The 19569-nt window shown below is 56.1% G+C and carries 15 protein-coding genes; 4 read left to right on the top strand and 11 right to left on the bottom strand.

The genetic code is table 11. The features are described from left to right. Nucleotides 1–81: 81 nt before the first annotated feature. The 5 genes from AC3DKS_RS11450 to purU all read right to left on the bottom strand — a co-directional run bounded on the left by AC3DKS_RS11450 (nucleotide 82) and on the right by purU (nucleotide 8396). The gene (locus AC3DKS_RS11450; RefSeq protein ID WP_272607944.1) at nucleotides 82–1491 is read right to left on the bottom strand and encodes a RagB/SusD family nutrient uptake outer membrane protein; all 1410 of its coding nucleotides are present in this window, start codon (nucleotides 1489–1491) and stop codon (nucleotides 82–84) included. A gap of 11 nt (nucleotides 1492–1502) precedes the next feature. Next, nucleotides 1503–4523: a SusC/RagA family TonB-linked outer membrane protein gene (locus AC3DKS_RS11455; protein WP_272607945.1), complete on the bottom strand. Its 3021-nt coding sequence runs from the start codon at nucleotides 4521–4523 to the stop codon at nucleotides 1503–1505. Nucleotides 4524–4730: 207 nt separating this feature from the next. After that, a complete protein-coding gene (locus AC3DKS_RS11460; protein WP_272607946.1) occupies nucleotides 4731–6248 on the bottom strand; it encodes a helix-turn-helix domain-containing protein in 1518 nt (505 codons plus the stop codon). A 477-nt stretch (nucleotides 6249–6725) separates the two neighbouring features. Continuing rightward, the gene (locus tag AC3DKS_RS11465; protein WP_272607947.1) at nucleotides 6726–7448 is read right to left on the bottom strand and encodes a DUF4197 domain-containing protein; all 723 of its coding nucleotides are present in this window, start codon (nucleotides 7446–7448) and stop codon (nucleotides 6726–6728) included. A gap of 99 nt (nucleotides 7449–7547) precedes the next feature. Beyond that, nucleotides 7548–8396 (bottom strand): formyltetrahydrofolate deformylase, encoded by an 849-nt coding sequence (gene purU, locus AC3DKS_RS11470; protein WP_272607948.1) that lies wholly within the window; start codon nucleotides 8394–8396, stop codon nucleotides 7548–7550. Nucleotides 8397–8533: 137 nt separating this feature from the next. On the opposite strand from purU, the gene AC3DKS_RS11475 reads away from it, so the two are divergent. Further along, nucleotides 8534–12004, top strand: coding sequence for a methylmalonyl-CoA mutase family protein (locus AC3DKS_RS11475; protein WP_272607949.1), 3471 nt, complete (start codon nucleotides 8534–8536; stop codon nucleotides 12002–12004). A gap of 2 nt (nucleotides 12005–12006) precedes the next feature. On the opposite strand, the gene AC3DKS_RS11480 is transcribed toward AC3DKS_RS11475, so the two are convergent. Beyond that, nucleotides 12007–12396, bottom strand: coding sequence for a hypothetical protein (locus AC3DKS_RS11480; protein ID WP_272607950.1), 390 nt, complete (start codon nucleotides 12394–12396; stop codon nucleotides 12007–12009). A 113-nt stretch (nucleotides 12397–12509) separates the two neighbouring features. Here AC3DKS_RS11480 and AC3DKS_RS11485 point away from each other — a divergent pair, with 113 nt between their 5' ends. The 3 genes from AC3DKS_RS11485 (at nucleotide 12510) to AC3DKS_RS11495 (ending at nucleotide 15502) form a co-directional block, all read left to right on the top strand. Continuing rightward, nucleotides 12510–12995 carry an Lrp/AsnC family transcriptional regulator gene (locus AC3DKS_RS11485; protein ID WP_015754192.1) on the top strand — a complete coding sequence of 162 codons (486 nt, stop codon included), beginning with the start codon at nucleotides 12510–12512 and terminating at the stop codon, nucleotides 12993–12995. Nucleotides 12996–13077: 82 nt separating this feature from the next. After that, nucleotides 13078–14493 carry a hypothetical protein gene (locus AC3DKS_RS11490; protein ID WP_015754193.1) on the top strand — a complete coding sequence of 472 codons (1416 nt, stop codon included), beginning with the start codon at nucleotides 13078–13080 and terminating at the stop codon, nucleotides 14491–14493. 343 nt (nucleotides 14494–14836) lie between these two features. After that, nucleotides 14837–15502 carry a DUF1684 domain-containing protein gene (locus AC3DKS_RS11495; RefSeq protein ID WP_238528116.1) on the top strand — a complete coding sequence of 222 codons (666 nt, stop codon included), beginning with the start codon at nucleotides 14837–14839 and terminating at the stop codon, nucleotides 15500–15502. A gap of 183 nt (nucleotides 15503–15685) precedes the next feature. Here AC3DKS_RS11495 and AC3DKS_RS11500 read toward each other — a convergent pair whose 3' ends face one another. The 5 genes from AC3DKS_RS11500 to AC3DKS_RS11520 all read right to left on the bottom strand — a co-directional run bounded on the left by AC3DKS_RS11500 (nucleotide 15686) and on the right by AC3DKS_RS11520 (nucleotide 19464). Then, a complete protein-coding gene (locus AC3DKS_RS11500; protein WP_015754195.1) occupies nucleotides 15686–16825 on the bottom strand; it encodes a porin in 1140 nt (379 codons plus the stop codon). A 115-nt stretch (nucleotides 16826–16940) separates the two neighbouring features. Continuing rightward, nucleotides 16941–18185 carry an ammonium transporter gene (locus AC3DKS_RS11505; RefSeq protein ID WP_272607951.1) on the bottom strand — a complete coding sequence of 415 codons (1245 nt, stop codon included), beginning with the start codon at nucleotides 18183–18185 and terminating at the stop codon, nucleotides 16941–16943. 25 nt (nucleotides 18186–18210) lie between these two features. Then, nucleotides 18211–18549, bottom strand: coding sequence for a P-II family nitrogen regulator (locus AC3DKS_RS11510; protein WP_015754197.1), 339 nt, complete (start codon nucleotides 18547–18549; stop codon nucleotides 18211–18213). A gap of 290 nt (nucleotides 18550–18839) precedes the next feature. Continuing rightward, nucleotides 18840–19211 carry a fluoride efflux transporter CrcB gene (crcB, locus tag AC3DKS_RS11515; RefSeq protein WP_015754199.1) on the bottom strand — a complete coding sequence of 124 codons (372 nt, stop codon included), beginning with the start codon at nucleotides 19209–19211 and terminating at the stop codon, nucleotides 18840–18842. 73 nt (nucleotides 19212–19284) lie between these two features. Further along, nucleotides 19285–19464, bottom strand: coding sequence for a hypothetical protein (locus AC3DKS_RS11520; RefSeq protein ID WP_272607952.1), 180 nt, complete (start codon nucleotides 19462–19464; stop codon nucleotides 19285–19287). Between the last annotated feature and the right edge of the window lie 105 nt (nucleotides 19465–19569).

Here is a 19569-nt window from a genome sequence, read left to right on the forward strand (position 1 = left end):
GGCCGGGATAAAAGAAATCCGCGCAAAAAAGCGCGGATTTCCCGGTTGACGCAACGGACAACCGCGTTGGAATAACCAGAATCAGAAATTACCTGGGTTTTGGGTGATATTCGGATTGTTTGTGGTTTCATCCTCAACAATCGGGAAAATCACCTTATTTGCCCCGGGCTCGGACTCGGGGCCTCCCCCGGGACGCAGATTCCGGTTATTGCGCAACAGATCCATCCGACGATGCCCTTCAAAGCACAGTTCCTTCCGCCGCTCGTTCAGGATGGCGTCCAGGTCTACGGTCCCCAGCGGCCCGAGGCCCGCCCGGTCGCGCAACAGGTTGATATCCTCCAGGGGGGTTGCCCCGATGGAGGTCCCGCCCCGCAGGTTCGCTTCGGCCCGGATCAGGTACATCTCCGTGATGCGCAGGACCATGCCGTCCGAGGCGTTGTTAACCACGTCCGGATATTTCAGCGTAAAAAAGGTGTCATTGCCCCCGGCATCGGTAGCCGCCTGCGACAGCGTGGTAAACCGGAGATCCCCGGGCTCCGCTGCAAAGGCGTCCAGCAAATCCTGGCTGAAGGGGGCGTCACCCCGCCCGCCGGGAGCCGGGTTGTAAAAGTTCACGTACACTTCGTCCGACCCGGCGGCCTCCTGCGGCCCGTCCGTCGGGGTGTTTACTACCACAAAAATATGCTCCGAAGATCCCGGGTTGTCGTCGTAGAAGTCATAGGTGCCTGCCAGGGCGTAGTTCCCCGAGCCGATCACCTGGTTGGCCATCTCGGCCGCCTGGGACCATTGTTCCCGGTAGAGATAGAGCCGCGCCAGCAGCGCCATGGCGGCTCCGGATTCCGCCCGCACCCCGTTTTCGGCCGGGAGGTCCGGGATGGCCTCTAGCAGGTCCTGTTCAATCTGGGCGTGGACTTCATTCACCGAAGACCGCTCCTGCTGGAAGGCTGAAATATCCCCGCCTTCGAACGGCTGGAGTACCAGGGGGACCCCCAGGTTGCTTCCCTGTGCAAACTGGTAGGGCTGGGCAAACAGGTTCACCAGTTTCAGATAGGTTACCGCCCGCAGGAATTTGGCTTCGGCCACAAACTGCGCTTTTGTGGCCTCGTCAAGCCCGGTAATATCCGTCACGGGCGGCAGGTTTTGAATCACGTTGTTGGCGGCCCCGATCAGTTCATACCCGTCCAGCCAGATATTGTCGATAGAGGTGTTGGTGGCCAGGGTCTGGAACTCGTCGATTTCCTGTAAAGAGGGGAAACTTCCGACGAAGTTGACGTCGTCCGCCATAAAATCCCCCATCAACTGGGCCATCCCGTTGAGGTCCCCGCTCTGGTTTTTGCTGTAGATCCCTACAACCGTTCCGTTGATAGTGGCCAGGCTGTTGAATACGGTATTGGAGGCTACCTGGTCCTCAGGCACCACATCCAGCCGGTCTTCACAACTGAAGAGCAGGCCGATTCCGAGTAGTAATGCGAGTATCTTGATAGATTTCATAGTATGTTTTTTTAGAATTGAAGTCTTGCGCCGAACAAATAGGATTTGGACTGGGGCGCTGTAAAGAAGGATTCTCCCTGGAAAAGCGGGTCGATATCGTCCGTCACCTCCGGGTCAATCCCTTCGAGTTCGTCTCCCTTGATGGTGAACAGGTTGGTGCCCGTGAAGTAGAACCGGACCCCGCTGAAGATATTTCCGATCTGGTCCAGCGCCCGTTGCGGCAGGTTGTACCCCAGGGTAATGTTCTTGAGCCGCAGGTAGGAGCCGTCCAGTTGCTGCTGGGACGACCGCTGGTTGAACAGGTTGAATGTCGGGCTTGTCGGGCTCGGCAGGTAGGCGTTGTCGCCGGGTTCCCGCCAGAAATTCAGGTTTTGCCGCCGGATGTTTACAATCCCCCCGATGGCGTCGTTCCCATCTGCAAACCGCAGGCCGTCGATGACGATGTCGTTTCCGTAGGAATAGTTCATCAGTACAGACAGGTCGAAGTCAAAGAACCGGAAGGTATTCGTAATACCGCCCGAGAAGTCCGGTAGCGGGCTGCCTGTTACCACCCGGTCGTCCGTGCCCGGGGTGGTGGTGATGTTGCCGTCGGCGTCCAGCCATTCGGCGTCCCCCGTCTGGGGGTTGACCCCCACATAGCGAATCAGGTAGAAATTGTTGAGGGATTCCCCTTCGATGGCGCGTTGGATCGGGCCGTCGATGATCCGCCGGCCCTGGGGGTCGGTGGCGGCGTCTTCGTTCAACCTGAGTACCTGGTTGTCGATGGTAGCCAGGTTCAGGTTGGTCCGCCATTCAAAATCCTCCGTCCGCACATTGACCGTACTCAGTTCAAATTCCCACCCGCTGTTTTCCATTTCGCCGATATTCCGGCTGATGGTGGCAAACCCGGTCTGGGGAGGCAGCACCTGGTTCAACAGCAGGTCGCTGGTGGTTTTCTTGAAATAGGACACATTCAGGTTCAGGCGGCCGCCGAAAAGGGCGGATTTAAAACCGACGTCGATGGTCTCGCTCTCCTCCCATTTCAGGTCCGGGTTTTCGGGTTGGTTCGGGATGACTCCGGACTCGCCGTTGTAGTCGGCGATGGCCCCGGCGTTGAAGAGGCCCAGCGACGGGAAGGAGCCCAGCCGGTCGTTCCCCACCGTACCGATACTGGCCCGGAGGGAGAGGTAGTCGAGCCAGGTGGCGTCTTCCATGAAGTTTTCTGAGGAAAGGACCCAGCCGGCAGCGGCCGACCAGAAATACCCGTACCGGTTGTTCGCCCCGAATCGGGAGGACCCGTCCCGGCGGATGGAACCTTCCACCAGGTATTTTCCGGCGTAGTCATAGGAGACGCGCGAAAAGAGCCCGTAAAGGCGGTTCGGGTTCCGGTCCCCGTTCAGGACGGTGGGGGTAGATCCGGACCCGAGGTTGCGCAGGTCGTCCGAGAGGAACCCGGTGGCTGAAACATTCGTCCGCGTGTTCAGGGTTTCCTCGTAATTGAGGCCCACCAGTGCGGTGAGGTTGTGCGATTCCCCGAAGGTATTCGCATAGGTCAGCGTCTGGTTGGTGAGCCAGCGGTCTTCGGCCACATTAATCTGCTGGGCCACGCCCCCGGGTGTATTGAATTCCGCGCTGCGGAGGAATTCTTCCAGTTCCAGTTTGTCGACTCCGAATTCCGCCCGGTAGGTCAGGTTCCTGAAGGGGGTGATTTCCGCATAAAAATTCCCAATGGTCCGGAAGGTTTTCAGCTCGTCCGTATCCAATGCCACAATCGCGAAGATGTTCGGTATGAAGGACCCGGACTGGGCAAAATTCCCCTCGCTGTCATAGGCCTCCACCACCGGGCTTTGCAGGAAAGCCGTGGTAAAGGGGGCGAAGGTGTTGTTCTCAACCCCAACCCGGTTCAGCCGGTTATTCGTAATCCCGAGGTTCATCCCGGCAGTCAGCCACTCGGATACCTCGGTTTCCAGGTTGATCCGGGCACCAGCCCGCTGCTGGTCGTTCCCGATGATAAACCCCTCGGCATCCTGGAAATCCAGGCCGATAAAATAAGTGGTGTTTTCCGTGCCTCCCCGGATGCCCAGGTTGTACCGCTGGGAAATGCCGGTCCGCTGTACCCCGGCGAGCCAGTCCGTGCCCCCGGACCCGATGGCCCCGAGGCCCAAATCCTCCGGTGTTATCTCAGTGCCCTGCTGGATACTGGCCACCTCCGATTTAAACAGGCGGAATTCGTCGGCCGAGAGGATTTCCGGCACGTCTGTAGCCCGGGTGTATTGCGTGCTGATATCCAGGGTAACGGTTGCCTGCTGGTTTTTGCGGCCCTTCTTGGTGGTAATCAGGATGACGCCATTTGCACCCCGCGACCCGTAGATAGAGGTTGCCCCGGCATCCTTCAGGACGGTCAGGGAGGCGATGTCATTCGGGTTTACGTAAGAAAGCGGGTTAACGCCCGTATTCCCGCCGCGCTGCAGCGTGTTGGTCTCGGTGTCTGTAATGGGTACCCCGTCGATCACAATGAGCGGCTGGCTCCCCGAGTTAATGGAATTGACCCCACGCACGCGGATGACCGAGGCCGACCCGAGCACCCCGGAGGAGTTGACGATCTGCGTACCCGCCGATTGCCCCTGCAACAGCTGGTCGGCCGAGGTGACCTGCAGGTTCTCGATGGCTTCTTCCTTGACAATGCCGACATTCTGGATAATTTTCCGCTCTTCCTGGTTTCCGTAACCGATTACGACTACCTCCTCCAGGGCCTGGGCGTCCTCCTGCATGGTCACATTCATGACGCCGGATGCGCCAACCGTGCGGCGGACGGTCTGCTGACCCAGGTAGGAAAATACCAATACGTCGCCTTCCGCTGCGGCGATCTGGTAATTCCCGTCAAAGTCCGATTGGGTACCCCGGTCCGTGCCGTCCACCAGAATGTTGACCCCCGGGAGGGGGATGTTGTCCTGGTCCGTAATGGTACCGCTGATTGTTTTCTGGTCTTGTGCCTGCAGCTGGAAAAGGGTCAGAAGGGCCGCCAGGCAACACAAATGGTTCTTGTATTTCATAGTTGCGCTTTTAAGAAGTACGCGCGGCTGCCTCCTGAGGAAAATTGACTGACGTAATCCAAAATGTGCCCAATACGAAAAGGTCCGAGTAAAGGCTTCAAAAGTTCCCAGGGATGGCAGCCTTACGTACACATTTCCGGCCAAAGTAGCCGGAAGCGCGATAAACAGGGGTAATCCTTATAAACGTTTACGGAAGCCGAAGAAAGTTTACGCCTCCTTTACATGGAGTTCCCGGCGTTGGGCCTGGTACTGGCTGGGCGTGAGTTGCGTATCCTTTTTAAACGCCTTGTTGAAAGTGACCTTGTTGTTGTAGCCCACCTCGTAGGCAATGTCGATGATATTCAGGTTGCCCTGGTAGTCGGTGCGGAGGAGTTGCTTGGCCTGTTCAATCCGGTATTTGTTGACCAGTTCGTGGAAACTCAGCCGGAAGTGCTCATTGATTACCTGCGAAGCATTGTGGCGGGTGGTTTCCATTCGCTCGGCCAGCGTCTCCAGGTTCAGGTCGTTTTCTCGATAGATTTCATCCCGGTCAAAGAGTATCAGGAGTTTGTCCCGGAGCTCGCAGGAAAGGCTTTCGGTGAGCCCGGATTTCTTGTATTTGCCGAAGATCGGCTTGTCCAGGGAAAGGCCCAGGCTGAATACCTGGGGTCGGAGGCTGGCAAAATACCCCACATAGAGCACCATCAGCGACATGGCCAGGACCTGGGCGTGGTAGAGCAGGCCGCCAGGGGTTTCCTGGTAAATGATCAGTGTACCGTAGATGGCATAACATACAATATAGGCGACGTGGATCCGGTAGATATTGCGCATCCAGCGGGTCTTCAGGCCGGGTTCGGACTCCCGCCGGAGTTTTCGAATGAATTCCCGCCGGATCAGCCAGCCGTATAACATCAGGGAACCGAGTTTGGCCGATACGATCAGGACCAGGTTGGCAGAGTCTGAGGGGTTGATCCCGTTGCGGACCCGATACAGCATCAGACCGAGTTTCTCGCCGCCGGACTGGTTGTAAATGGGGATCAGCAGGAGCAGGAGGAGCACGGTGGGAAGCAGGTGCAACAGGTCGGCGGGCCGGAAACGGTAATTCTGGGTGGTCCTTTTGAAGTACATGTAGAGCAGGGGGCCGTACAGGAAGGAAAACCCTGTGGACATCAGGTAGCTGTGGGGGAATTCAAATTGGTAGTTGGATATGACCAGGCAGATGTGCAGGATAAATACCGAATGAATGAAGACAAAACTGCCGACCAGCAACCGGGCCGTTTGGTCGATGCGCCTGTGCAGGAACAGGATGGCGGCGATATAAAAGCCAATCAGCCCCACATACAGGTAGATAAATGTCCAGGCACTCAGCCGGGGGGTATACGTTTCCTGTACCCGCCGAAACTCGGGACTTTCCCGAACCGGGTCAAAAAATACGCTTCCCAGGACGGCCGGCCGGAACTCGCTGTGGAGGTATTTCCGCAGGTATTCCGCAGCCTTACCGGCCTCTTCCAACTGGGCATAGCTGAACGCGAGGTGCCGCAACGCCCGGGTGCTGTCTGCTGCAGCATTGCCGGCAAGGGCCGTTTCGTAGAAACGCACGGTTTCCCGTAGGGTGCGTTCCTGTTCCGCCCCGGATAAGACGGTGTCTGACTGTTGGAGGAATAGCGTTTCGGGTATCGAATAGGCGTTTAAGTCGATAGGGTCGGTAGGATAACCCTGAAACCCGCAAACAGCAAGGATGATCATTAAAACGATTCGCCTCATTTGATTGATTGATGAATTAGCACTTTGAAGTTAGTATTTATTAACAGGCGAATTCTTAAAATTTTATTAAAAGAGGTAAGCCCCGATCAACTTTTACCCCTGTACTTGAGCAATTTATAACGGGGTAGGTGAGGTGTGCCGCACGCTGGAAGCGGGCATTAAAAAACCCCGGGGCTGCGTAACCCCGGGGCTTTCTAAACTAACTAACTCAAAAATACTAACTCAAAAAATGTTGTTGCGCAAGACTCGTTGTCATTTCTTACCATACCCGGAGGAATCGTAAAAAGCTGTTAAAGAATTGCACTCCCTCTATATAAACTAACGGGTGCGTGCAAGGATTTAGTATACAGGTTGTTAAAATTTTTCGGGACTGCACCGGCAATACTTCGGATCATGTATAACCCGGGCCAAAGCTATTGTATAACCCGGACCAAAGCTCTTGTATAACCCGGGCCAAAGCTATTGCCCGGTACCGAAACCGTCCTGCAGGGCAAATACCCTTTTCATCAGGACCGTGGTCCTGGAGGAGATGCTGGACCGGATCTCGGATTCTTCTTGCTCGATCATCAGGAACACGCCTTCAAGGGCCTGCTGTGTTACATAATCGGACAGGTCGGGATTGACGCGGTCTACCAGGGGGATGTTGTTGTAGCGGGTTATCAGCTGTTCCCAGACCCTGTCGGCGCCTACCCGCTCAAACGATTCGCGGATCACCGGGTTAAAGGAATTATACAGGGAGGTTGCCGTCCGCCCCTCGAGGTATCGGGTGGCTGCGTCATCATCGCCCAGGAGGATTTGCCGGGCATCCGCAAAGGATATCCCGGAAATGGCATCCACAAAAATGGGGGTGGCCCGTCCTACGGCATCCTCCGCGGCCCGGTTAAGGAGTAACAGGCCCTCGTCCGCCAGGTTCCCCAGACCGATGCTGCGCAGGGTCCGGTCTACCTTCTGCAGTTGTTCCGGCAGGAGAATGCGGACCGCCTCATTCCCGTAAAACCCGTTTTCCCGGGCGAGGCGGGTAACCTGGTTCTCAATTCCCTGGTTCAGGGCCTGCCGCAGGCCCTGGCCTATTTCGGCCTCGGAAATCCCCTCCCCGTCCGGCAACTGGTCGATGACCTGCTGGAGTTCCCCGCAGGAAACCGACGCAATCAGGATTAGGGAAAGCAGCGTTTTTTTTATCATGGTGAACTCTATTGATGATACCGCCGGTTAGGGGGTATCTTGTTAAACGCTTGCGGAGGTGAATTATTGGGCTGGTCCGGGCAGGAATTCCCAATGGCATCAGGCAAAGATCACCGTTTTATTGTTGTAGACGAGCGTTTTGCGATGCAGGTGGAGCTGAACGGCCCGTGCCAGCACGATTTTTTCCAGATCCCGCCCTTTGGCGATAAAATCAGAAACCGTGTGCATGTGGGAAACCGGCGTGACGTCCTGGGCAATGATGGGGCCTTCGTCCAGTTCCTCCGTAACGTAATGACTGGTGGCACCGATGATTTTTACCCCCCTGGCAAAGGCGGCGTGGTAGGGTTTGGCACCTGCAAAGGCGGGGAGGAAGGAATGGTGGATGTTCAGGATCCGGTTCGGGTAGGCCGCGATCAGGGACGGCCCGATAATCTGCATGTAGCGCGCCAGTACAATGCAGTCTACCTGGTGCTCCCGGAGCAGTTCCAATTGCCTGGCTTCGGCCTTTTCCCGGGATTCCGGGGTTACGGGGACGCAGTAGTAGGGAATATTGAATTGCCGCGCAATCGGTTCGCAATCCGGGTGGTTGCTCAGGATAAAGGGGATGGTGGCATTCAGTTCGCCGGCCTCGTACCGGCTGAGCAGGTCGTAGAGGCAGTGGTTGTATTTGGAAACGAACAGGGCCATCCGGCTCCGGTCTTCCAGGTACAGCCTCCACTCCATTGCGTAGGTAGTGGCCGGGCCCTTGCCGAATGCTTCCCGGAAAGACGGCTCCTCCCAGGTGTCCTGGCGGAAATCCGCCTGCAGCCTCATAAAGAATACCCGGTCTTCCTTTTCCACATGCTGGTCCAGGTAGACGACATTGCCCCCGCGCTTGTGGATAAACCCGGTGACTGAATGTATAATGCCCGGCTGGTCCGGGCAGTGGATAAGGATCGTGGCGATCATGCCATTTGGAATTTGGGTAAAAATAAAAGATTATTAACAGGGTTGGGAATTCCCTTCTTATTTTTGTAAAATCCGAAACCGAACCTGCCTTTCACTGGCAATTCGGCAATAGTGTATCGAATACCAGCTGGAAATCTATGGAAGCTTCAAAACCCTATAAACCGACCCACAAAATCCGGATCGTCACGGCGGCCTCCCTGTTCGACGGGCACGATGCGGCCATCAATATTATGCGCCGGATTATCCAGGCAACCGGGGTGGAGGTGATCCACCTGGGGCACGACCGCAGCGTTGCCGAGGTGGTGGATTGCGCCATCCAGGAAGACGCCAATGCGATTGCCATGACCTCCTACCAGGGCGGCCACAACGAATATTTCCGCTATATGCACGACCTGCTGCGGGAGAAGGGAGCGGGACATATCCGCATCTTCGGCGGGGGTGGGGGCGTCATCCTGCCGGAGGAGATCCGGGAATTGATGGATTACGGAATTACGCGCATTTACTCCCCGGACGACGGCCGGGAACTGGGCCTGCAGGGCATGATCAACGACCTGGTGGCTTCCTCCGATTTCGCAGTGGCCGAAATCCCCATGCCGGAGGAGCAACCCCTTAAAAAGGCACTGGCTGCCAGGGATCCGCGCGTCATTGCCCGGATGATCAGCCTGGCGGAGAACCGTCCGGAGGCCTATTCCTCCTTGGCGGGGGAACTGCCGCAGACCCTGAACCCGGTTCCCGTTCTCGGGATCACGGGTACGGGCGGCGCGGGTAAGAGCAGCCTGGTAGACGAATTGGTACGGAGGTTCCTCTCCGAATTCCCGGAGCGGACCGTCGGGATTATTTCGGTAGACCCTTCCAAACGCAAAACGGGGGGCGCCCTCCTGGGCGACCGGATCCGGATGAATGCCATTCACCACCCGAATGTCTACATGCGCTCTTTGGCTACCCGCCAGTCGAACCTCGCCCTGTCCAAACACGTGGGTGAAGCGGTTTCCGTGCTCCGGGCAGCCGGTTTTGACCTGGTGATTCTCGAAACCTCGGGCATCGGCCAGTCGGATACGGAGATCCTGGAGCACTCGGACGTATCCCTCTATGTCATGACCCCTGAATTCGGGGCGGCCACCCAGTTGGAAAAGATCGACATGCTCGATTTTGCTGACCTGGTGGCCATCAACAAATTCGACAAACGGGGGGCGCAGGACGCGCTCCGGGACGTGAAGAAACAGTACAAGCGGAACCACGGCATCTGGGAACCCGGCGATTCGGACCTGCCCGTTTACGGCACCATCGCGTCCCAGTTCAACGACCCGGGGATGAACCGCCTCTACGCAGCGGTCATGCAACAACTCGGGGAGGCCGGTGCGGGATGGGCCACAGGGTCGCATGCCCCGGAACAGGAAGAACCGGAGAAGATCTATATCATCCCGCCTGCCCGTACCCGCTACCTCTCGGAAATTGCCGAGGCCAACCGGGCCTATGAACACCAGGCACAGCAGCAGGCTCGGGTTGCCGATGAGCTCTACGGCCTCTACCGGGCAATGTGTACCCTGGCGGGCGTTGCAGGTGCCGACGGCGACATGCCCTTGCTGGGGAAGGATGGATTACAGGCCGGGGAGTTGGAGAAGGTGGCGGAGAACGCCGACATCCCGGCTTCCCGCAGGCAAGCCCTCGACGCGCTCGCGGAAGCCTTTGAAAATCTCCGGAAGGACCTGGACCCGCATAACTGGGACCTCCTGCTGGGATGGCAAGCGCTCAAACAACGCTATCGGGAGCCCGAATACCGTTTTAAGGTCCGCGGCAGGGAGCTCACCATGGAGACCCATACGGAATCGCTCTCCCATTTAAAGATTCCCAAGGTTGCGCTGCCGGCCTATCGGGCTTGGGGGGATGTGCTGCAGTGGCAGCTCCGGGAAAACGTACCGGGGCGCTATCCGTATACAGCCGGCCTGTATCCCTTTAAGCGGAAAGGGGAGGACCCCACCCGGATGTTTGCCGGCGAAGGCGGGCCGGAACGCACCAACCGGCGTTTTCACTATGTCAGCCTCGATATGCCCGCCAAGCGTCTGTCCACTGCTTTTGACTCGGTGACCCTGTACGGGAATGATCCCGGGCACCGTCCGGATATCTACGGGAAGATCGGGAATGCAGGGGTGTCCGTCTGCTGTCTGGACGACGCAAAGAAACTCTACAGCGGCTTTGACCTGAGCGACCCGATGACTTCGGTGAGTATGACCATCAACGGGCCCGCCCCGATGCTGCTGGCCTTCTTCCTGAACGCGGCCATCGACCAGAACTGCGAAAAGTACATTGCGGAGAACGGCCTCGAAAAAGAAGTGGAAGCGCGGATTGCGGCTTACTTTAAGGAAAAGGGCGTCGATCGACCGGAATACCGGGGGGAATTGCCCGAAGGAAACGACGGGCTGGGGCTCCGGCTCCTGGGGCTTACCGGGGCCGACGTGCTGCCGGACGATGTGTACAGCCGGATCCGCAGCGAGACGCTGCGTTCAGTCCGGGGGACCGTCCAGGCGGATATCCTCAAGGAGGACCAGGCGCAGAACACCTGTATATTTTCAACTGAATTTGCCCTGCGGCTCATGGGGGACGTACAGGAATATTTCATCGAAAACGAGGTGCGGAACTTCTATTCGGTGTCTATTTCGGGCTACCATATCGCCGAGGCAGGGGCCAACCCGATCACCCAGCTCGCCTTTACCCTGGCCAACGGTTTTACCTATGTGGAATACTACCTGAGCCGGGGGATGGACATCGACCGGTTCGGGCCGAACCTCTCCTTTTTCTTCTCCAACGGCATCGACCCGGAATACGCGGTGATCGGCCGGGTGGCCCGGCGGATCTGGGCCAAGGCGATGAAGGAAAAATACGGTGCGGGACCCCGGGCACAGATGCTCAAATACCATATCCAGACCTCCGGCAGGAGCCTGCACGCCCAGGAAATCGATTTTAACGATATCCGTACCACGCTGCAGGCCCTCTATGCCATTTACGACAATTGCAACTCCCTGCATACAAATGCCTACGACGAGGCCATCACCACCCCAACCGAGGAATCCGTGCGGCGCGCAATGGCCATCCAGCTCATCATCAACAAGGAACTCGGCCTGGCCAAAAACGAGAACCCGCTCCAGGGCAGCTTTATCATCGAGGAACTCACCGACCTGGTCGAGGAGGCCGTGCTGGCTGAGTTTGACCGGATTACCGAAAGGGGAGGGGTGCTCGGGGCCATGGAAACCATGTACCAGCGTTCCCGAATCCAGGAGGAAAGCCTGCATTACGAGACCCTGAAGCACAGCGGGGAATACCCGATTATCGGGGTAAATACCTTCCTGAGTTCCAAGGGGTCGCCCACCATCCTCCCCAAGGAGGTCATCCGGGCAACAGAAGCGGAGAAAAAGGCCCAGATCGAAACCCTGGAGCGCATCCGCAAACAGCACCGGGAACAGGCTACAGTTTGGCTTGATCGGCTCAAGGAGGCCGCCGTGCGGAATGAAAACCTGTTTGCCGTTTTAATGGAAGTCTGCAAATACTGTTCGCTCGGTGAGGTGACCCGGGCGTTGTTTGAAGTGGGCGGGCAGTACCGCCGGAATATGTAGGTTCAGGAGACGCTCTTGCGCCATTTCTTGAAAGACTGCCGGAAACGCTTGACCTCCTTGCGCAGCAAGTCCAGGTATTCCCTTTCCCGCACCCCGTCTTTTTCGAGCCCCTTGCAATATGCGTAGAGGTTCCGGGTCATCACATTGATAAAATGTACGCTTCGCTGCCGGATGGCCAGGGAAGAAGAATTCTCGGCCCGTGCAATGTGCTGGGGGATCAGGATGGCATCCGTCAGCAGGGAATCGGCAATATGGTCCCTCAGGCTGTTTGAATTCCCGAGTGTGAGCAGATCCTTGTTATGGGTGACAAAGGAGGCGATTTCGCGGCTCATGGTCCGCAATGCCACGGCCTGGCGATAAACGGGCAATTTTGCGATGCGCTCGTAGGACATTTTCTCTTTCAATTTTCCATAAAGATACCGCTGAAATTGAGTGGATATAATTAATTATTTAAATGGAATGTATTATTTTTCCTAATTAATTAAAGTATTTAAACAAAAACACCTTGAATATTAAACTCGATAAGCTGCATTGGAATATCCTGGCAGCCCTGCAGAAAAATGCCCGCGCTTCCCTGGCCGGGATTGGCCGTTCCATCGGGCTCACGCCCCCGGCAGTGGCGGAGCGGGTCAAACGACTCGAAGACCTCGGCGTAATTGAAGGGTATTGGACCCAGGTATCCCATAACCGGGTGGGTTACCAGTTAAAGGCCATCATCATGCTCCGGGCTTTTATGGGAAAACTCAAACCCTTCCTGGAGCAGGTACGCAACCTGGAAGAGGTGATCAATTGTTACCGGATCACCGGAAACGAGAACATCATCATGGAGGTGGTATTCAGGGATCAGTTCCACCTGGAGCGCTTTATTGACCAGCTGATCCAGTACGGGGAGACCCGGACGCATATCATCCTCTCCGAGGTGATCTCCAATGCGCCCATCCGCAGGATTTCGGACCTTCCGCCCATTGGTGGCGGAGAAAAGGATATTTGATTATCTTTAAATGTCCCATTACTGCCCGGCCGCTAAAGCGCATGGAAACTTGTTTTGGCGGGGTTTTTGATTGGGTGTTGCTATGAAAAAATCGTACTTCCTTTTCCTCGTGCTGCTGTCTGCATTCACGGCCCAGGCGCAGGAACTCCGGCTCAAGAAAGGAGCCATCAATGAAAACCTGCCGGTCATCGATTCCATCGGGCAGGATTTGAGTATTTACCTCCCCTCGGATTTCGATCCTGCCGGCTCATGGCCCGTATTATTTGTATGTGATTTTTCCGGGGATACCAACCGGGCCCTGCGATATTTCCAGGGGGCTGCCGAACTGAACGGATATATCCTGGCGGCCTCACGAAAACTGGTCGATAGTACCCAACTCACCGACGGGGTGCTGCGCTTTGCAAGGAGCCTCGAATTCCTCCACGGCATCCTCCCGCTGGACAAAGACCGCCTTTACGCTGCAGGCATTGGGAAAGGGGGGGAGTTCGCGAGCCTGATGCCCAACCTGGTCCGGGCCGTATCCGGGGTATTGACTGCCGGGGCCGGGCCGCCCAATACGGAACTGCTCAATGCCCGGGAACCCTTCGATTATGTGGCCCTGCTCAGCCGTTCGGATTACCGCTACCCGAATATGCGGCTTGCCGAAGAGCCGCTCAGCCGCAAACGCCTGGATCACCACCAGCTATACTACAACGGTTCCGGGGGCCTGCCCGACGAGGATCTGTTGGGCCTCGGGGTGGCCACTTTAACGCTGCTGGCGATTAAGGCCGGGGTGATTCCTACGGACAGCGTATTGGTCCGGGAGACACTTCAGGGATACCGTTCCCGGTCCGATGTCATGCGGCAGCAGGGGGATGTGCTGGTAGCCTATAACATGCTGGAACAAGCCATCGACCTCTTCGACGGCCTGGCCGATACCGGCGACCTGAAGGATGCCCAGAGAAGCCTGCGTCGGACCAGCGCGTATCGGACCCGCAAACGGGAAGCCGCCAACCTCGCCCTTAAAGAGGAAATCCTCCGGCAGGACTACGCCTATTACCTGGAAGAGGATGTGCTCAATTTTAACCTGGACAACCTGGGCTGGTGGCGGCACCAATTGGAGACGATTGCCAAATACAAAGCGGGTGCTTCACCCGAAGACCAGCGCCTTGGACTGCGGCTGGAAGGCTATCTCCGGGCCCTGGCCGACGACTACATCCGGATTGCCCGGACGGCGGGGGAACAGCCCGATGACGATGCGCTGGTATTGCTGCATATGCTGAAAACCCTGATCGACCCGGAGGTGCCCGCCAATTACCTGACGGTTATTTCCCTTGCCTCCAAATACGACGATTTCGGGACGGCCCTTTTCTACCTGGAGGAATTGCTGAAGACCGGGTATGCAGACCGGCAGCGATTGTACGATCTCGAACACACGGCATTGCTGCGTATCAGCCCAGAATTCAATGCCCTGGTTGAAAAATACCTGCAGGAAGCCCGATACGAAATCCCGGAATAGCTGTTGGCGGCTTCGGTTTCCCGGACCGCGCTGCGGATTCCCGGACCGCGCTAGGAATTCCCCGGCTGCGCTGCAGATTCCCCGGCTGCGCTGCAGATTCCCCCGCTGTGTCACGAATGCTCCGGCCCCGCTTCGGATAGAGTCATTGCCCACCCGGGATCAGCCGGCGGTGTTTCTGCATAAAACGGTATGAATGACAGGGGATGCAACCTGCAACTGCTTCCGGGAAATTTGGTAAAAACCTCTGTAGCTTTTTGGAAATCGTTATTTTTAGGGATTGAAATTCCCCCCTTTCAAACCTTTCAGACCTATGTGTTATTCGTACAAATCCTTACTCTTGATAGTGCTTGGGGGGTTGTTGCTGGCGGGCGGAATGCAATCCTGCCGGGACGGCAAGCGCTACCACGAATCCGTTACGGCAGATATCCCGGAACCCGCATCTCGCGGGCTTGCTTCCATCCGCGCCTTTCAGGAAGAGCTCAATGGGGAATTCAGGGACCCGGAAATAAGCCCGCTATCCCCGGAACAGATCGGTGGGTTTCCTGGCCTCGATTTTTTTGAACCGGACACCACCTATCAGGTGATGGCCCAACTGGTTCGGACCCCCGGGGCCCTGCCGTTTGAGATGCCGACCACCACCGACCGGATGGCCCTGGAGCGCACCTATGGAATCCTGCGGTTTGAATTGCAGGGACGGCCTTTTGAACTCGAAGTATACCAGAGCCCGGACCTGATGATGCAGGAGGGCTTTGAGGATTACCTTTTCCTCCCGTTTACGGATGCCACCAACGGAAAGGAAACCTATGAGGGCGGCCGGTACATCGACCTTCGTATCCCGGCGGGGGATTCCATCCTGCTGGATTTCAACACGGCTTACAACCCGTATTGCGCCTACAACCCGAAATACTCCTGTCCGATTGTTCCAAGCGTAAACGACCTGGACATCCCGGTCTATGCCGGGGTCCGGGCCTATCGCAAATCACAGGCCCCCTTGAGGCAATCGCCGTAATCTCACAACCGCCGGCCGGGCGCTCTGCCCTTTATAGCCCCGGCCGGACACCACTTAAACTTCCTTCCCGGAGTCCCTTAAACTCTCCTACGGGTGCCCCAAAAAAGAGAACCCCCGGCACAAATGCCAGGGGTCCTCACCATTAACCAAACTAAACAAATGGGCGGCGTTAAAATCGATTGATCAGAAGGAATAGACGGCTGCCAGGACAAAAGAGGCGAGGCTGTCGCCGATTTCCAGATCGCCGTCTACAAAATAGACGCTGTCTTCCGAGGCGCTGTCAAAGCGGATCTCGGGCTTGATAATGAGGTGGTCTCCTACGGTCGCACTACCGGTGAGGGTAATGGCGATGACGCTGGCATCCGGGGCAACTGCTCCGATAGCTCCGTAATTCTCCATTTCGGAGAAATATTCCCCCCGCAGGCCGATAGCGAAATTCTCGGAGGTCTGGTATTGCGGGTAGAGGGCAACGCCGTAGAACCCGGTTCCGTCCGTATCCTGGTAGGTGGCGTTGATCCCGAGGAAGAAATCCTCCGAAAGGTCAAAGCCTCCGGTGTAGTCTATCTGGAAGAGCGCCTTTGCGTCTGTATCCACAAATTCCCCGGTGGTAGTGTCAAAGAACTCGGTGAATCCCTGCTTGCCGTAGAGCAGGTTCAGGAACTGGCCGGCGTAGCCCAGCTGCGCCCCAAACGAAGGGGAGCCGAACGGGTCGAATTCCGTCCAGTCTGTCGGGTTCATAACCGCCAGCATCAGGGATACGTCGTCGCTCAGGGCAAAGTCCGCTTTCAGGCCGGTATGGCTGAACGGGCCGTACGAGAACATATAGGAGGTACTGTAGTTGAAGTTCGCAACCGGCGAGATTACCTCGTACCCCAGGAAGGTGTTGAAATTACCAAAGGTCAGCGTGACGGATTCGGATACGTTCCAGTATACGTACAACTGGTTGACGATGGCCGGCGATCCGAAGGAGTTGAAGACGGCGTCTTCCCCACGGGGGCCGAATACCAGGTCTGCAACCGCCCCGACGTTACCGTGCTCGTAGGAGAGGATGGCATTGGCCATCCCGATGGCAAATCCCGTATCGTTCGCAAAGGAACTCCCCGGGGCCGACGGGAAGGCGATCGCATCGCCGTTTTCGTCGAGCATGACTTTGTTCAGACCGTTGAGATTTGCCCGGTAATAGGCGTCAACGGAACCGCTCAGGCTAAAACCGTCGGTCCAGCTGGTTGCTTCTTCGTCTTGTGCGCTCAGCTGAGCAGAGGAAAACAGGACGGCTGCCAGTAGCAGGAATTTTATGTAAATTGTGTTGTTAATCTGTTTCATATTGCTAGAGATTATACTCCGGTATCGGAGTGTTTTAAATTGTTAGTTACAATTGCAATGGAAATGGGTTATAAACGGAGCGTTCTGCCAAACGCTCCGTTTTCCTTTTTAGCTATTAGTGTTGGTTTAAACGGAAGTCCGAGTAGGCGTCCATGCCGTGCTCGTGGATATCCAGTCCTTCGAGTTCTTCTTCCCTGGAGACGCGGATTCCCACGGTCTTCTTGAGGGCAAGGATGATGATGGCAGCCGTGACGATGCAGAAGACGCCTGCAGCGCCCACGCCGGTGAGCTGGTACAGAAACTGGTCCATGCCGGCTTTGTCGCCGAATATGCCAACGGCCAGGGTTCCCCAGATACCGCAGATCAGGTGGACGGTTACGGCACCCACCGGGTCGTCGAGACGGATCCGGTCGATCAGGGCTACACCCCCTACGATAATGGCCCCGGCAATCAGCCCGATAACCACGGCTTCATTGGGCGACATCAGGTCGGCCCCCGCGGTGATTCCCACGAGCCCGCCCAGGATTCCGTTCAGGAACATGGTCAGGTCGTAATTCTTATAGGCGAGGGTTGAGACCAGAAAAGCGCTGACGCCACCGGCAGCGGCTGCCAGGGAGGTGGTGGTGAGCACCAGGGAGGTCAGAGCCGGATCGCCGGAGAGTACGGACCCGCCGTTGAACCCGAACCAACCCAACCAGAGTACCAGGACGCCCGCGGTTGCCAGCGGAATATTGTGGCCCGGTATCGCCTTGGGTTTCCCGTCCTCATCGAATTTCCCGATTCTGGAGCCCAGCAGCCAGATGGCAATCAGGGCACCCCAACCCCCAACGGAGTGTACCAGGGTAGAACCGGCAAAGTCGTAGAATCCGGCATCGTCCCCGCCCAGGGTGGAGAGGAACCCGCCGCCCCATTGCCAGGAACCGACAATCGGGTAAACCAGACCTACATAGATAATGGTAAAGACCATGAAGGGTCCGATTTTGATCCGTTCGGCAACTGCCCCTGACACAATAGTGGCCGCCGTTGCGGCAAACATGCCCTGGAAGAGGAAGTCCGTCCAGTAGGTGTATCCCCCGTCGGCGTATTCCGGCGTGAGGCCGGCGGCATCCGTTTCCAGGCCAAAGCCGGCAAACCCGAGGAATCCGTTGAATTCGCCCGGATACATCAGGTTAAAGCCACCGATGTAGTACATCAGGAGTCCGACGGTGATGATAAAAATGTTTTTAAAGAGAATGTTGATGGTATTTTTCTGGCGCGTCAATCCGATCTCCAGAAAGGCAAATCCGGTATGCATGAAGAACACCAGGGCGGTGCATACCATCATCCAGACGTTGTTTGCAGTGAATAATCCTGTATCCATAATAAATTTCTTTGGGTTGGTTAGATTAGTTGATGCCGGCGTGGCCGTTTTCCTTTGTTCTGATTCGGTAGGCTTCCACCACGTCCGAGACGAAGATTTTGCCGTCCCCGACGTTTCCGGTATACGCTGCTTCCAGAAGCGTACTCACAGTGCGCTCAAGGAAATCGTCCGACACAACTACGACTAGGTATCTGCGCTGAATATCCGACGTGCTGTAGGAGATGCCCCGGTAAACGTGGCCTTGCTTTTCATTGCCGACACCGGTTACATCCCAATAACTGAAGAAATTCACCTCAATCTGATGGAGGGCCTTTTTGACCTCATCAAATTTGGATTTTCGAATGATTGCTTCCACTTTTTTCATGGGTATAAGTTTTTGTTGATCGGGCCAAATATATATTAAAACATAGATACCCCCTCTTTTATAGGGGTATAGGCGTGTATTTTTATGTTTATGATAAAATGACCCCCAAAAAATTGGGGGATATGTTTTATGAAGGATAAATTTTATGGTATTGACGAAAAAGGGATGCAGATGCCCCTTTCCGGCGACATGCGGGCATGAAAAACCGGTTCCTGAGGGCAGGATTGTTACCTGCCGATCAAAAACCGGGGAAAAAGTTACAGGTGTAAAAAATTATCGGGATAAAAAGGTCAGAACCAGCGGGAAAGCCAGAATCCCAGCGCCACAGCCAGCAAGCCCACCACCAGGCTGCCCAGGGTATAAAACAGGAAGGGGAGGTAGTTGCCGTCGCGCAACAGGCCGAATTGTTCGAGGCTGAAAGAGGAAAAAGTGGTGAAACCCCCGCAGAAACCCGAAGCAAGCAGCGCGCTCTGCACCGGGTTTACATATTGGTTGCGCAGGGAGGCCCCGAGCACCATCCCGATGAGGAGGCACCCGATGACGTTTGCCAGGAAAGTTCCCAGGTAAAACCCGGAAATTACCGGGTTGAGGTATTTGCCTATCAGGAAACGCAGGCCGCTACCCAGGCCGCCGCCCAGAAAAACCAATAATAAATGTTTCATAAAAAAACCCGATCGGGGAGATTCGGGAGAGGGAACAGGCCCTGTCCGGGCCTAAAACTACTAAAACTTTGGATTAAACCGCTTTGCGGTAATCTGCATCCGCGGATTCCAGCGGATAGATCTTAAAGGTAGCCGGCACGGAGCCACTGGCAGACATCCGGTTGCGCAGGCGGACCGAAACGGACGAACTGAAGATCAGCAACAGCGCATTGACCAACACGAGACCCGAAATAATCGCAATAAATAATGTCATTGGCCGAGGTTATTTAGTAACATAACGCAAAAGTACGTGATTTCTTATATGATACGTAACATATCCCTCATTTGGACGGGATTACAAATATTTTTGTCATTCCCT

The organism is Robiginitalea sp. (assembly GCF_982776155.1).